At 71.9% G+C, this 14,241-nt stretch carries 13 protein-coding genes; 10 read left to right on the top strand and 3 right to left on the bottom strand.

What is annotated here, in order from left to right:
• The first annotated feature begins 250 nt into the window (after nt 1-250).
• The 10 genes from SD460_RS31470 to pqqE all read left to right on the top strand — a co-directional run bounded on the left by SD460_RS31470 (nt 251) and on the right by pqqE (nt 11,703).
• A complete protein-coding gene (locus SD460_RS31470; RefSeq protein WP_290050213.1) occupies nt 251-2,692 on the top strand; it encodes a glycoside hydrolase family 3 N-terminal domain-containing protein in 2,442 nt (813 codons plus the stop codon).
• Between the two features lie 156 nt (nt 2,693-2,848).
• Nucleotides 2,849-4,222, top strand: coding sequence for a DNA-binding protein (locus SD460_RS31465; RefSeq protein WP_290050211.1), 1,374 nt, complete (start codon nt 2,849-2,851; stop codon nt 4,220-4,222).
• A gap of 16 nt (nt 4,223-4,238) precedes the next feature.
• Nucleotides 4,239-6,314 carry a catalase/peroxidase HPI gene (gene katG / locus SD460_RS31460; protein ID WP_290050209.1) on the top strand — a complete coding sequence of 692 codons (2,076 nt, stop codon included), beginning with the start codon at nt 4,239-4,241 and terminating at the stop codon, nt 6,312-6,314.
• Between the two features lie 96 nt (nt 6,315-6,410).
• A complete protein-coding gene (locus SD460_RS31455) occupies nt 6,411-6,872 on the top strand; it encodes an MSMEG_3727 family PQQ-associated protein (RefSeq protein WP_290050208.1) in 462 nt (153 codons plus the stop codon).
• Between the two features lie 13 nt (nt 6,873-6,885).
• On the top strand, nt 6,886-8,586 hold the full coding sequence (locus SD460_RS31450) for a PQQ-dependent dehydrogenase, methanol/ethanol family (protein ID WP_290050206.1): 1,701 nt from the start codon (nt 6,886-6,888) through the stop codon (nt 8,584-8,586).
• 35 nt (nt 8,587-8,621) lie between these two features.
• On the top strand, nt 8,622-8,717 hold the full coding sequence (gene pqqA / locus SD460_RS31445) for a pyrroloquinoline quinone precursor peptide PqqA (RefSeq protein WP_290050205.1): 96 nt from the start codon (nt 8,622-8,624) through the stop codon (nt 8,715-8,717).
• Between the two features lie 71 nt (nt 8,718-8,788).
• Nucleotides 8,789-9,670 carry a pyrroloquinoline quinone biosynthesis protein PqqB gene (gene pqqB, locus SD460_RS31440; protein ID WP_290050204.1) on the top strand — a complete coding sequence of 294 codons (882 nt, stop codon included), beginning with the start codon at nt 8,789-8,791 and terminating at the stop codon, nt 9,668-9,670.
• Nucleotides 9,667-10,362, top strand: coding sequence for a pyrroloquinoline-quinone synthase PqqC (pqqC, locus tag SD460_RS31435; RefSeq protein ID WP_438860540.1), 696 nt, complete (start codon nt 9,667-9,669; stop codon nt 10,360-10,362). The genes pqqB and pqqC overlap by 4 nt, the downstream gene beginning before the upstream one ends.
• The gene (gene pqqD, locus SD460_RS31430; RefSeq protein ID WP_290050201.1) at nt 10,359-10,643 is read left to right on the top strand and encodes a pyrroloquinoline quinone biosynthesis peptide chaperone PqqD; all 285 of its coding nucleotides are present in this window, start codon (nt 10,359-10,361) and stop codon (nt 10,641-10,643) included. The genes pqqC and pqqD overlap by 4 nt, the downstream gene beginning before the upstream one ends.
• Entirely contained in the window at nt 10,636-11,703 is a 1,068-nt protein-coding gene (gene pqqE, locus SD460_RS31425; RefSeq protein WP_290050200.1) for a pyrroloquinoline quinone biosynthesis protein PqqE, read from the top strand. Before pqqD ends, pqqE begins: the two co-directional genes overlap by 8 nt.
• Here the strand turns inward: pqqE and SD460_RS31420 are convergent.
• From SD460_RS31420 to SD460_RS31410, 3 genes are all read right to left on the bottom strand, one after another.
• Nucleotides 11,660-12,649, bottom strand: coding sequence for a sodium:calcium antiporter (locus SD460_RS31420; protein ID WP_290050199.1), 990 nt, complete (start codon nt 12,647-12,649; stop codon nt 11,660-11,662). The two genes, pqqE and SD460_RS31420, sit on opposite strands and share 44 nt — an antisense overlap.
• A gap of 86 nt (nt 12,650-12,735) precedes the next feature.
• A complete protein-coding gene (locus SD460_RS31415) occupies nt 12,736-13,491 on the bottom strand; it encodes an ABC transporter permease (RefSeq protein ID WP_290050198.1) in 756 nt (251 codons plus the stop codon).
• Between the two features lie 306 nt (nt 13,492-13,797).
• Nucleotides 13,798-14,235 carry a hypothetical protein gene (locus SD460_RS31410; RefSeq protein WP_318307134.1) on the bottom strand — a complete coding sequence of 146 codons (438 nt, stop codon included), beginning with the start codon at nt 14,233-14,235 and terminating at the stop codon, nt 13,798-13,800.
• Nucleotides 14,236-14,241 lie beyond the last annotated feature (6 nt).

Genomic DNA, 14,241 nt, shown 5'->3' with positions numbered 1-14,241 from the left:
GGCGGCCCTGCTGATCGATGACTGCATCCTGTGTCCTCCTTCGGGTGCGGCATCCGAGCCGCGTGGTGCCGTCCGCAGCACGCTCGGCGTGCCGGGGTGGGTTAGCTCAGGACTGGACCGCCACCCGGATGGTCGAACCGCTGCCGCCGCGTGGTGTGCGTTCGGCGCTTTACAGTCCTGGCCGGACGTCCTACCGTGCGCTCGCGCCAAATGCGGCCGGTCCGCGCCGACCACGGCTGAAGGAGGTCAGGTGTTCCGCAACCACAGACGCAGTACCCGCGCCACCGTCACGGTGTTCGCGGCGGCGGTCCTTCTCGCGGTTCCCGCGTTCACCGCCAGTAGCAGTGCCGATCCCGCCGTCACGCCCTGGCTCGACAGCCATCGGCCGGTGCCGGCGCGGGTGGAGGCGTTGCTTCGCGCGATGACGCTGCCCGAGAAGGTCGGCCAGATGGACCAGCAGTTGGTCACCACGCTGACCGACTCGAACGGCACGACGTGCGGCAACAACGGATTCAACCTGCCGAATCCCGAATGCATGCGAAAAATACTGGTCGACGCCCACGTCGGTTCGATTCTCGCGGGCGGCACCGAAAACCCGGTCGACACCACGGGCAAGGGCGGTGTGGGCAACACCGGTTACGACTGGGCCACCGAGTACAACACCATCCAGCAGTTCGCGATCAAGAACTCGCGCCTGCACCTGCCCGTCGTTTTCGGCATCGACGCGGTGCACGGCTTCGGCCACCCGTGGCAGGCGCCGCTGTTCCCGCAGTCCCTCGGCATGGGCGCCACCTGGGACCCCGCGCTCGCCCAGGCCGGGGGCAAGGCGACCGCGGACGCCCTGCGCGCCACCGGCTGGAACTGGAACTTCGCGCCGGTCCAGGACATCGCGCGCGACAACCGGTGGGGCCGCACCTACGAGACGTGGGCCGAGCAACCGGTCCTCTCGGCCGCGATGGGCGCCGCGAACATCAAGGGCATGCAGACGCCCGGCAAGCGCGGTGAGCTGAACGTCAGCGCGACCGTCAAGCACTTCGCCGGCTACTCGCAGTCGATCAACGGCCACGACCGGACCGAAGCGCTGCTCCCCATGAACTACCTCCAGACGACGATCCTGCCGCCGTACGCGGCCGGGATCGACGCGGGCGCCGGGACGGTGATGGTCAACTCCGGTTCGATCAACGGCGTTCCCGCCACCGCGTCGCGCTACCTGCTGACCGACATCCTGCGCGGCCAGCTGCGCTTCCAGGGCGTCGTGATCAGCGACTACCAGGACGTCACCGCGTTGCAGACCGCCTACCACATCGCGCCGGACCTGCCGGGGGCGATCGCCGCCGCCGTGAACGCGGGCGTCGACATGAGCATGCAGGTCTCCGACGCGGCCGGGTGGCAGGCCGCGATCCTGCAGGCCGTCGACACCGGCAAGATCTCGCGCGCGCGGATCGACCAGGCCGTGCGCCGCATCCTCACGCTGAAGTTCCAGCTCGGCCTGTTCGACCAGCCGTGCGTGGCCGACCCGGCGAAACCGTGCGTCGACCCGAACGCCGCCAACGCCGCCGTGACCGCGGGCCGCGACCAGACGCTGAAGGCCGCGCGGGAGTCGATCACCCTGCTGCGCAACGAAAACAACGCGCTGCCGTTGCCGTCCGGGGCGAAGGTCGTCGTGACCGGCCCGAGCGCGGACTCGATGACCAACCAGCTCGGCGGCTGGAGCGTGAGCTGGCAGGGCGTGGCCGGTGCCGGCCACGTGTGCTGCATGGGTCCCGAGAACCAGATCCCGCCGGGCACCACCGTGCTGGGCGGCATCCGGGCCGCGAACCCGGCCGCGGTCTACGCGCCGGACCAGGCCAGCGCCGTCGCGGCGGCGGCGGACACCAGCGCCTACGTGGCGGTGGTGGGGGAGAAGGCGTACGCGGAAGGGCTCGGCGACAACCCGGCTCCCGCCCTGCCGCCCGACCAGCAGGCGCTCATCTCGGCACTGCAGGCGACCGGGAAACCGGTGATCGTCGTGGTCGTCGCGGGCCGGCCGGTCGGGCTGGGCCCGGCGGGGAAGGCGAACGCGGTGCTGATGGCCTACCAGGGCAGCACGGAAGCCGGCACGGCGGTGGCGGACGTGCTGTTCGGCAAGGCGAACCCCGCGGGCAAGCTGCCGATCAGCTGGCCGTCCGACGCGCCCGCCGTCGGCGGTGACTTCGCCGGCACGGCCCCGTCCCCGCTCGGGGACCAGCCGAAGTTCTTCGACCAGCTGCCGAGCACCGCGTCCGGTCAGGGCAACGCCTACAACCCGCAGTTCCCGTTCGGGTACGGCTTGTCGTACACGACGTTCACCCACACGAACCTGGCGGTGACGCCGAAGGTCGCCCGCGACGGCACAGCCACCGCGACGTTCACCGTCACCAACACCGGAACCCGCGCCGGCACGGACATCGTGCCGGTGTACGTGGCCCAGCCGGTGAGCCCGGTGGTCGTCCCGCCGCAACGGCTGGTCGGCTTCGCGCGGGTGACGCTCGACCCGGGCCGGTCCCAGGTCGTGCGCGTCTCCTTCCCGGCGGCCACGCTGGCCGAAAGCGCGGCGGACATCAACGCGTCCGGTCCGCCCGTCGTGGTGCCGGGCGGTTATGTGCTGCAGCTGAACAAGAACAGCACGACGCCGTACGCGGTGGACGTGTCGGCACCGTTCTCGATCCAGTAGCACGGGCCGGCTGCGGGGCGGCGCCGGCGCCGCCCCGCAGCCGTTCGGGGGTATCGGTTCCGCTGGGCGAGGGACATACGGAATCCCGCCCCGGTCCCTAAAGTGGTCATTGCCGATCGCGGCGCGGCGATGATGGGCCGAAGGTGGTTCTCCACCATGATCGATGCACACCGGTTCGAAGGACAAGCGGCGGGAGCCGTGTTCGAGGCGTGGGAACGGTTCGTGCGGGGTGACGACCAGGTCCCCGGCGTCCGGCCCCTCGTGGCGATCTCGTGGCACCGCTGCCGGGAGCGGTACCGGGTCGACCCGCACCTGACGGAGGCGCCGGTGGCCGCCGCCGGGCTCGAGCACGCGCCGGAACACGACGTCGTCTTCGCCGAGCTCGGTTTTCGCGCGGCCTCGGTGGCGCACGAAATGGGCAGCCTGCACGGGGTCGTCAGCGTGACCGACGCCGCCGGGCGGATCCTGGGGGAGTGGGGCGACCAGGCCACGCTCGCGCGGGCCACCGACTTCAACCTGGTGCCCTGGTTCTGCTGGTCGGAGTGCGCGGCGGGGACGAACGGGATGGGGACGGCGCTCGAGGCGCACGGCCCGGTGCTGATCAGCGGTGCGGAGCACTGGTGCCAGGCGTTCCACAACTGGGTCAGCGCGGGCATCGCGGTGCGGGACGTGGTGACCGGGGAGCCGATCGGCGGGCTGAACCTCTCCTGCTGGCGCAGCCGGCTGCCGCCGTCCGCGGGCGGGTGGCTGGCGAACGCCGTCGCCAAGACCCAGCGCGCGCTGCGGAGGCGGGCCCGGGACAGCGGGGCCGAGCTGGTCGCGGCCTACACCCAGGCCGGCGCCCGCTCCGGCACGCCGCTGGCCGCGGTGGACACCGCCGGCAAGGCGGTGATCGCGGACGACAAGGCGAGCGTGCTCATGGGCGTGCCGGCGGCGACCCCGGCGATCGACGCCAGCCTGCGGTGGAACCCCGGGCTACCGGACCTGATCGGCGCCGCCCGGCACGCCACCGAGCAGGCGGCCCGCAACCCCGCCTGGGTCGGCTCGACGCGGATCTTCACCCACCTCGCCGACGAGCCGACCGCGATCAGCATCCGGCCCGTCTTCTCCTCCGCCCACCTGATCGGGCACCTGGTGTCGTTCGGGGTGGCCGAGGGCACGCCGCTGCCGCAGGCCGAAGAGCCGCACGCGCCGCCGCGCCGGCTGGTCGGGGTGCGCGACAACCGGATGGTGCTGCTGCCGCTGCCGGAAGTCGCCCTCGCGGAGTCGGAGGGCAACGACGTGTGGCTGTCCACCGCGCAAGGCCGCCTGCGAGCCGCGTCGCCGAGCCTGGACAAGCTCGACACCGAGCTGGCCGGGGCCGGCTTCCTGCGGGTGCACCGCCGGTACGTGGTCAACCTCAGCCGCGTCCGGGAGATCGAGCGCGGGCTCAAAGGCGAACTGCTGCTGATCATGGACGGCGGGCCGGCCGAGCTCGTGCCGGTCTCCCGGCGCAACGCCCCGGCCGTGCGCCGCGCGCTGAACATCTGAGCCGCGGAGGACTTTCGTGCGTGACCGCAACCGCGAATGGTGGCCGGACCGGCTCGACCTGACCGTGCTCCGCCGGGAGCCGGTGAGTCCCCTGGGCGAGGACTTCGACTACGCCGCCGCGTTCCGGACCCTCGACCTCGACGCGCTGGCGAAGGACGTCGACGCCGTGCTGACGACCTCGCAGGAGTGGTGGCCCGCCGATTTCGGCCACTACGGGCCGCTCGTGCTCCGGATGGTCTGGCACTGCGCGGGGACGTACCGGATCGCCGACGGCCGGGGCGGCCCGTCGGCGGGCATGCAGCGCTTCGCCCCGCAGAACAGCTGGCCGGACAACCGCAACCTCGACAAGGCGCGACGGCTGCTCTGGCCGGTGAAGGCGAAGTACGGCCGCAAGATCTCCTGGGCCGACCTGATGGTCTTCGCGGGCCACCGCGCCCTGGTGACGATGGGCTTCACGCCGTTCGGTTTCGCGGGCGGGCGCGAGGACACCTGGGAGCCCGACGACGTCGACTGGGGTCCCGAGGACACCTGGCTGGGGGACGAGCGCCACGGCGGCGTCCGGGAACTGGACCACCCCTTGGCCGCCGACCAGATGGGCCTCATCTACGTCAACCCGGAGGGCCCGAACACCGTCCCGGACCCGCTCACCTCGGCCAGGGACATCCGCGAAACGTTCCGCCGCATGGGGATGGACGACGAAGAGACCGTCGCGCTGATCGCCGGCGGGCACACGTTCGGCAAGACCCACGGCGCCGCCGACCCGGACGTCCACCTCGGTCCCGGTCCCGAGGGGGCCGCACTGGTGGAGCAGGGGCTGGGCTGGCGCAGCGGCTACCGGACCGGGAAGGGCGCGGACACCATCTCCAGCGGCCTGTCGGGCACGTGGACGCCGACCCCGACCCGGTGGGACAACAGCTTCCTCGAGACGCTGTTCGGCTACGAGTGGGACCTCGAGCTGAGCCCGGCCGGGCTGTGGCAGTGGATCCCGCGCGACGGCGGCGGTGCCGGGACCGTCCCCGACGCCCACGACCCCGCGAAGACCCACGCGCCCACGATCCTGACGACGGACCTCGCGCTGCGCGTGGACCCGGGTTACGAGCCGATCGCGCGGGACTTCCTGGCGCACCCGGACCGGCTCGCAAGCGCTTTCGCCAGGGCCTGGTTCAAGCTGACGCACCTCGACCTGGGTCCCCGCGAGCGGTACCTCGGGCCGTGGGTCCCGGCGGAGCGGCTGCGCTGGCAGGACCCGGTACCGGACGTGGACCACGAACTCGTCTCCCCGGGCGAAATCGCCGCCCTCAAAAGGGAAATCCTCGCTTCCGGATTGCCGGTCGGCCGGCTCGTCTCGACGGCGTGGGCGTCCGCCTCGACCTTCCGGGTCACCGACAAGCGCGGCGGCGCGAACGGCGCCCGGATCCGGCTGGAACCCCAGTGCCGCTGGGAGGTCAACGAACCCGGGCAGCTCAGGCGGGTGGTGCGGACGCTGGAGGAAGTGCGGGAAGCGTCCGGTAGCCGGATTTCGCTGGCCGACCTGATCGTGCTCGGCGGCGTCGCTGCGGTCGAACACGCGGCCGGAGTCGAAGTCCCGTTCACGCCGGGTCGCACGGACGCGACGCAGGAGTGGACCGACGCGTGCTTTTTCGCCGCGCTCGAACCGGTCACCGACGGATTCCGCAACTACCGGGGGAACGAGCGGCAGCTGGTCGAGCGCGCGAACCTGCTGGGCTTGAGCCCGCCGGAGATGACGGTGCTGCTGGGTGGTTTGCGCGTCCTGGGCGCGAACCACGGGCAGTCGCCGCTGGGTGTTTTCACGACCCGGCCGGGGAAACTGACCAACGACTTCTTCGTGCACCTGCTCGACCCCGGCGTGCGGTGGCGGGCGGCCGGGGAGTTCTTCGAGGGCGTCGACCGGGGCGAGGTCAGGTGGACCGGCAGCCGGGTCGACCTCGTCTTCGGCGCGAACGCCGAACTGCGCGCGCTCGCCGAGGTCTACGCGAGCGACGGCGAAAAGTTCGTGCGTGACTTCGTGGCCGCGTGGGACAAGGTCATGAACCTCGATCGCCAGTGGTGCGCGATCGGGTGTGAACGGTAGCCGGTCGCGGGTGAACGGCGCGGGGCCCGCTCGCCCGCCTCTCCCGGCGTAGCTTGATTTTCGGCCACGGAGATCCGGTGAGGAGGACGAAGGCCGATGACGAGCATCCAAGAGCGCACCGACCTGCTCAACAAGATCGGGCTGGACGCGCAGAACAAGGCGGCGCTGGGCGCCGTGCTGGGCACCGGGAACATCGGGCAGGCCACCGAAGGACGGGACGGCCGGCTGCACGCCACCATCCGCATCAACCCGGACGAGCTGACCTGGGATCCGTCCATTCTGGTCATGCCGCACGAAGGTGACCTCGAACTCGAGCTCATCAACGACGACCGGAACACGCACTGCGCGCTGCTGCCGAGCAACGGCGACCGGAAGTTCATCTGGCTGGTCAACCACTCCAAGGGCCGCGCGACGCTCAACCTCGACGGGCCGGGCTACTACTGGTTCAGCTCACCGACGGGCAACGACGAAGGCCGGGGGCTGACCGGCGCGATCGTCGTCCTCGGTGACGCGCCGCCGGAGGCCCGCCTCGACCGACCCCAGCAACCACGGCCGTAGTGAGGAGGAAGACATGCCTGTCGAGTACGTGGACGCGGGCGAGGCCATCGACCAGGGAAAGCTGAGCGGCAAGGTCGCGGGCGGCGAGGTCGCCCCGCCGGTGGTGGCCCGGCTCGGGTACGAGCGCATCCTCAACGCCCGCCGGGAACCCCACAACTGGCTCACCTACTACGGCGCCTACAACGGGCAGCGGTACAGCCCGCTGGACCAGATCAACACCGAGACCGTCAAGCGGCTCGTCCCCGCGTGGGTCTTCCAGGCCGGCACGACCGGCCTGATCGCGGGCGCGTCGACCTACTCCTTCGAAGCCGCCCCGATCGTCGTCGACGGGGTCATGTTCCTCTCCGGCTGGGACGGCTGGGTGTGGGCCCTCGACGCGAAGACGGGCACGGAGATCTGGCGGTACAAGCACGCTGTCCCCTTCGACGTCTCGCTGTGCTGCGGGAACGTCAACCGCGGGGTGGCGGTGGCCGCGGGCAAGGTGTTCTTCGTCGCGGCGAACGCGCGGCTGATCGCGCTCGACGCGACCACCGGCAAGCGGGTCTGGGTCAAGACCTACGGTGACGTGCGGGCCGGGGAAAGCGCCACGGTCGCCCCGCTGATCGTGAAGAACCTGGTCATCGTGGGCAGCTCGGGCGGCGAGTTCGGCGTGCGCGGCCACCTCGACGCGTTCGACCTCGAGACCGGCGACCACCAGTGGCGCCTCTACACGGTCCCGAAGCCAGGCGAACCCGGCTCGGAGACCTGGCCCGCCGACGGCGAAGCCTGGGCGCGGGGCGGCGCGAACTGCTGGCTCACCGGCACGTTCGACCCGGAGACGAACCTGCTCTACGTGGGCACCGGCAACCCGGCGCCCGACTTCGATGGTGAAGTCCGGGAAGGGGACAACCTCTACACCGACAGCATCGTCGCCGTCGACGTCGACAGCGGCCGGATCCGCTGGCACTACCAGTGCACCCCGCACGACCTGTGGGACTACGACAGCATCGCCGAATGCATCCTGTTCGAGCACGACGGGCGCAAGCTGCTCGGGCACTTCGACAAGAACGGCTACTTCTTCGTCCTCGACCGCACGAACGGCTCGCTGGTGCGGATCACCCCCTTCGTGGACCGCATCACCTGGGGCGCGATCACGCGCGACGGCAAGGTCACGGCCAAGGTGTACCCGGAGAAGGAAGGCGTCCCGGTCCACTTCTACCCGGGTCCGGCCGGCGCCAAGGAGTGGACGCACGCGTCCTACAGCCCGAAGACGGGGCTGTTCTATGTCCCGGTGCAGGACACCGGCGCCACGGCGACGCGGCGGCGCCGGGAGTTCCGCGAGGGCATCCCGTACTGGGGTGCGGGTGTCGCGGTCGACATCGAGGACATGGCCGGCTCGGTAAGCGCTTTCGACGCGAACGGCGAGGAGAAGTGGCGCTGGCGCAACGAGCTCCCGATGTGCGCGTCGACCCTCGCCACCGGCGGTGACCTGGTGTTCGCCGGTGAGCCCTCCGGTGAGTTCAACGCGCTGGACGCGCGCACCGGGAAGCTGTTGTGGCAGTTCCAGTGCGGCAGTGGCCACCACAGCAGCCCGACGACGTACGCGATCGACGGGCGGCAGTACATCGCCGTGCCGGTCGGCTGGGGCGGCTGGGCCGAGGGCTTCCTCCCCGGCATGCTCGGCGCGGGCCACGGCAGCGCGCTGCTCGTCTTCGCCCTGCCGGAAACGTCTTGACACCGCTGGGAAACCGGGCCGGAGGAGGTGAATCGATGGAGCCCCAACTCGCTGTGTGGGAGACGCCGGAGTTCGACGAGATCGCCGTCGCGCCCGAGGTGACGATGTACGTCGCCCAGCTCGACGACTGACACCGGGCCCGGTCGTGGGTGGGACCCACGTGTCCCACTCGCGACCGGGCGTGTCGGACGGGAGGTGCGGGATGTGGTTTCGGGTGCTGGGTTCGGCCGCGGGCGGCGGTTCCCCGCAGTGGAACTGCGGCTGCCTCGTGTGCACGGCGGTCCGGGCCGGGGCCGCGCCCGCGCGCACGCAGTCGTCGGTGGCGGTGAGCGCCGACCGGCGGCGGTGGTTCCTGCTCAACGCCTCACCGGACGTCCGCGCGCAGATCGAGGCGTTCCCCGCGCTCCATCCCCGCGAGGGGCGCGCGTCGCCGGTGGAAGCGGTGCTGCTCACCGACGCCGAGCTGGACCACACGCTCGGCCTGCTCCTGCTGCGCGAGGCCCGCGCGCTGGTGCTGTACGCGACCCCGGCGGTGCACAAGACGTTGTCCGACGGTTCGGGCGTGCTCCGCACCCTCGAACGCTACTGCCCGGTCGACTGGCGGGCGGTGGTCCCCGGCACCGCGATCGCGCTGGCGGACGGGCTTTCCTGCCGCGCGTTCGACGTGCCCACCACCAAACGGGACCGGTTCGGCTCCGGGACGGACCACGGCCGCGTCGTCGGCTACCGGCTGACCGGCGACGGCCGGACCCTGGTGTACCTGCCGGGCCTCCCGGCGCTGACGGCGGCCGTGTGCGCGGAGATCGAGGGCTGCGACTGCCTGCTGATCGACGGAACCTGCTGGCGCGACGACGAACTGGCCCGGCTCGGCCTCGCGGCCAAGACGTCCCGCGAGATGGGCCACCTGCCCCTCGACGGCCCGGACGGCACCCTCGCCCGGCTCCCGGCGCTGGACGTGCGGCGGGTGGTTTTCGTGCACCTGAACAACACCAACCCGATCCTGCTCCCCGGCTCGCCCGAGCGGCGCGCCGTGGCGGCGAGCGGCATGGAGGTGGCCATGGACGGCCTCGAGGCCGAGGTGTGACGGCCGTGACGACGACAGCCGGGACGACCTTCGCCGAGACGTTGCGCGCCCATTCGCGCCGGTACCACGACCAGCACCCGTTCCACGTGCGGATGAACGCCGGCCTGCTGAGCCCCGCGCAGCTGCGCGGCTGGGTGGCCAACCGCTTCTACTACCAGGAGAACATCCCCCGCAAGGACGCGGCGATCCTCGCCAACTGCCCCGACGTCGAGGTGCGCCGCCGCTGGATCCGCCGGATCACCGACCACGACGGCCGGCACGCCGGGGAGGGCGGGATCGAGGCGTGGCTGCGCCTCGGCGAGGCCGCCGGGCTGACCCGGGAAGAGATCCGGGACCACCGGCACCTGGTACCCGGGGTGCGGTTCGCGGTCGACGCCTACGTGAGCTTCGCCCGGACCCGCCCGTGGGTGGAGGCGGTCGCGTCGTCGCTCACCGAGCTGTTCGCACCCGGCCTGATGGCACAGCGGCTGGCGGCGTTCGAGCGGTGGTACCCGTGGATCGAGGCGGACGGCCTCGCCTACTTCCGCGCCCGCCTCGAGCAGGCTCCGCGCGACTGCGAGCACGCGCTCGAGGTGGTCACCGCGTACTGCCTGACCGCGGAGTCCCAGGCGGGCGCTGTCGACGCGCTGTCGTTCAAGTGCGACGTCCTGTGGAGCCTGATGGACGCCATCGACCGAGCGTACCCGGAGTGACCGTGCCCGAAGTGTCCACAGAGGATCGCCCACGGCTGGCCCGCCACGTCCGGCTGGGTTTCGACCGGGCGCGGCAGCGGCCCATCCTGCTGCTCCCCGAGACGGTCGTGGTGCTGAACGGCAGCGGCGCGGACATCCTCGGGCTGTGCGACGGGCGGCGCACGGTCGCCGACGTCGTGGCGGAGCTGGGTACGCGGTACGGGAGCGTTCCCGGCGACGAGGTGCGGGAGTTCCTGACCCGGCTCCTCGCCCGGCGCTGCGTGGAGCTCGCCGATGGATAGCCCCTTCGGCCTGCTGGCCGAGCTCACCTACCGCTGCCCGCTGGCCTGCGCGTACTGCTCGAACCCGCTGAACCTGGACGGCTACGCCGACGAGCTGGACACCGGCGAATGGCGGCGCGTCCTGGGCGAGGCCCGTGACCTGGGCGTGCTGCAGTGCCACCTGTCCGGCGGGGAACCGCTGCTGCGGCGCGATCTCGTCGAAATCGTCGCGGAGGCCCACGACCTCGGCCTGTACACCAACCTCGTGACCAGCGCGCTCGGGCTTTCGCGGCGCCGAGCCGAGCAGTTGCGCGCCGCCGGGCTGGACCACGTGCAGGTCAGCGTCCAGGCCGACGAACCCGTGCGGTCCGACCGGATCGCCGGTATCGCGTCCTTCCGGCGCAAGGTCGAGGCCATGCGCGTGGTCAAGGAGCTGGGCTGGCCGCTGACGGTGAACGTGGTGCTGCACCGGGAAAACATCGGCCGCGTCGCCGAACTGCTCGCGCTGGCCGAGGAGGCCGGCGCCGACCGGGTCGAGCTGGCCAACACCCAGTACTACGGCTGGGCCTGGCACAACCGTGCCGCGCTGCTGCCGTCACGGGCGCAGCTCGACGCCGCCGAAGCCGTCGTCCGGGCGGCCCGCGAACGGCTGCGGGACCGCATGGACGTCCGTTACGTCCTGCCCGACTACTACAGCCGCTACCCGAAGCCCTGCATGGGCGGGTGGGCGTCGCGGCAGCTGACCGTGACGCCGAACGGCGGCGTGCTGCCGTGCCCGGCCGCGCAGTCCCTGCCGCTGCCGAAGGCGAGCGTGCGGACGGACTCGCTGGCGCGGATCTGGGCCGGGGCGCCGGTGATGACGGCGTTCCGGGGGACGGACTGGCTGCCGGAGCCCTGCCACAGCTGCGAGCGGCGCGAGGTCGACTTCGGGGGCTGCCGCTGCCAGGCGTTCCAGCTCACCGGCGACGCCGCGCGCACCGATCCGGTCTGCCACCTCTCGCCCGACCACCACCTCGTCGAGCGCGCGATCGAGACCGCTAGTCCGGCTCGATGGGTGCCCCGCCGAAGAGCGCGAAGCTGAGGGCCCAGTAGGCGATGTAGAGGGCGAGCAGCAGGAACCCGTGCCACCGCTTCAGCCGCCGGGTCCAGAGGAAGCAGGTGGCGAGGGTGGTCATGGTGACGAGGACCGGAAGGTGCCAGGAGAGGACGTCGCCGTCGACGACGATGCCGCCGCCCGCGAGCAGGATGATGCCGAGCTTCGCGGTGAGGCCGAAGACGACGCTGCCGATGACGTTCCCGACGCCGAGTTCGGGCGCGCCTTTGCGGGTGGGTTCGACGGTGAGGAACACGTCTTCGAGGGTGAGCACGAGGGTGGCGATGGTGGCGCCGAAGAGGGCGCCCTGGAGCCGGAAGTCCGCTAGGATCCCGCGGGAGCCGTAGCCGGTGATCGCGGCGCCGGCGACGAGCCCGGCCAGCGCGGCGACGGCGAGCCCGAGCGCGGCCCAGCCGGGCATCGGGCGCGGTACCGGCGGCTTGGTGCTGTCCGAGGGCGCGCCGGCTTCGAGGATCTCCGCGTTGCGGAAGACGGGCGTGGTGCGCTTGAGTTCCCGGCTCATCACGTAACCGAGGAAAGCCGCGAAAAGCAGCACGAACACCACGCCGTCGAACGGGGTGAGGGCTTCGAACGCGACGAACGGGATCAGGATCAGGGGAGCGGCGGCGAAGAGGACGAGGTACGGGCGCGGGATGTCCACTCTCGTCGGCGAAATGATGGCGGCGAGCGCGAGCACGATGCCGATCATCGAGATCGCCGTGCCGAACACGGTGCCGAGCGCGACTTCGCCGAGGTCTTCGACGTTCAGCGCGATGCCGAGGGCGACGTCGTCGAATTCGATTCCGGTGAAGATGATCGCGAGCAGGAAAAGGGAGACGTGCAAGCCGGCCGCCGCGCCGACGAGGTACACGACGAGCTTTTCCGCGCTGAAGATCAGCAATGCGGCGCCGGCGACGAACACGATGATCGACATGGCACCGGCGTTCCTTTCGGAGAAGGCCCGGTACCCGATGATCGCAGGTCGGTGGCGGCGCGGGTACGCCCATTCGCCGCGCGTTGTCAGCCGGTTTCCTGCCGGGAGCCGAGTTTTCCGGCCGCGACGAGCTGGACGGTCACCAGGATCGACACGGCTTCCGCGGCGAGCAGGCCGATGAGGACGAGCACCTGGGTCAGGCCCGCTTCGATCGGGCCCGCGCCGCCGAGCAGGACGCCGACGTAGGCGCCGGGGAGCGTCACGAGGCCGACGGTGCGGGTCTGGTCGAGCGCCGGGATCAGCGCGTGCCCGGCCGAAGGACGGCAGATCTCCAGCGCGGCAGGGCGGGGCGTGAACCCGAGGGCGAGGGCGGCTTCGTACTCGCCGTGACGGGCCTCGAGCTCGTCGAGCGCCCGGCGCGCGGCTTGGGAGGTCGCGGTCATCGCACCCCCGATGACGATGCCGGCGATCGGCACGACGGCGATCGGCTTCGCCGGGACCACGCCGGCCCCGAGAACGAGCGCGAGCACGGGCGCAACCCCGCCCGCGATGGCCGCGGCGGTCCACGGCAGGTTCGCCCAGCCCCCGGCGCGCCGCGCGGACGTGATCGCGGCGATGGCGAACATGAGCAGCACGAACAGCCCGGTGAGCGGGATCGACCGCAGGACGGCGGTGATCACGAGCGAGACGAGCGCCAGCTGCGCAACCGCCCGGACGGCAGCGACCACCACGGCCCGGCCTTGGCCGAGTTCCCCCCACCGCACGACGGCGGCCCCGGCGGCGGTGAGGAGGACCAGCACGGCCACGAGGGCGGGCCCGAAGGTGATCGCGGCGTTGTTCACGGTGTCGATTCTGACCGCAGGGGCGCGGCGAAGATCCCGGCGTGCCGTTGCGACCGGGTGGTGGGCGTCATGACGGGACCTTCGCCGGTGACGCGGCCGCCGCTTCCCTGTGGGCACGGACGTGGCGGCCGGGCAGCTCCTGGCCGCCCGCCGCGGCGGCGGGAGACCCTGACGGCCGGGGCTTGGGTGCGCGAAGTCACCCTGCGAACCGGACCGCGGCTCGGCGCCCGGCATCGCGGGTCGGGACTGGGCGACCCGGTCGGCGGGTTGTGCTGAGTGCGGACGTGGTGGCCGGTGCCGGGCGGGTCAGTGGGGGCAGGGGCCGAAGTACAGGCACTCGATGGCTGCGCGGGGGTCAAGGGAAGCCGCGCGGGGTTCCAGGTCGTCGAGCAAGCTCGCGATGTGGTCGAGGTCGGCCTCGCCGGTGGGGGTGAAGGGGACGAACTGCTCCGCCGTGTCGTGGACCGGGCAGCCGTTCGCGTGGAGGTTGCCCGCCGCGACTACGGCGAAGGTCTCGTGGCCGCTGTCGTCGAAGGTGAAGTAGCTCTGGAGGCGGACCGGGGTCGTGGTCGCGACCTCGTTGATGTGGCGGCCGCCGAAGCTGGCGGGGTAGTGCCAGCCCGCGGTGGGGTCGTCGGCGAAGCGGTCGCGGCCCGGGTCGCGGCCGCCGGCCAGGTGCCAGCCGCGGGCGGTGAGGAAGCCGTGCACGCCTAGCTGGCGGGCGAACAGCGGGTCGGTCGTCATCGTGGG

It is taken from the genome of Amycolatopsis solani (genome assembly GCF_033441515.1).
GTDB lineage: Bacteria > Actinomycetota > Actinomycetes > Mycobacteriales > Pseudonocardiaceae > Amycolatopsis > Amycolatopsis solani.
This window is presented reverse-complemented; position numbering and strand designations above follow the sequence as displayed.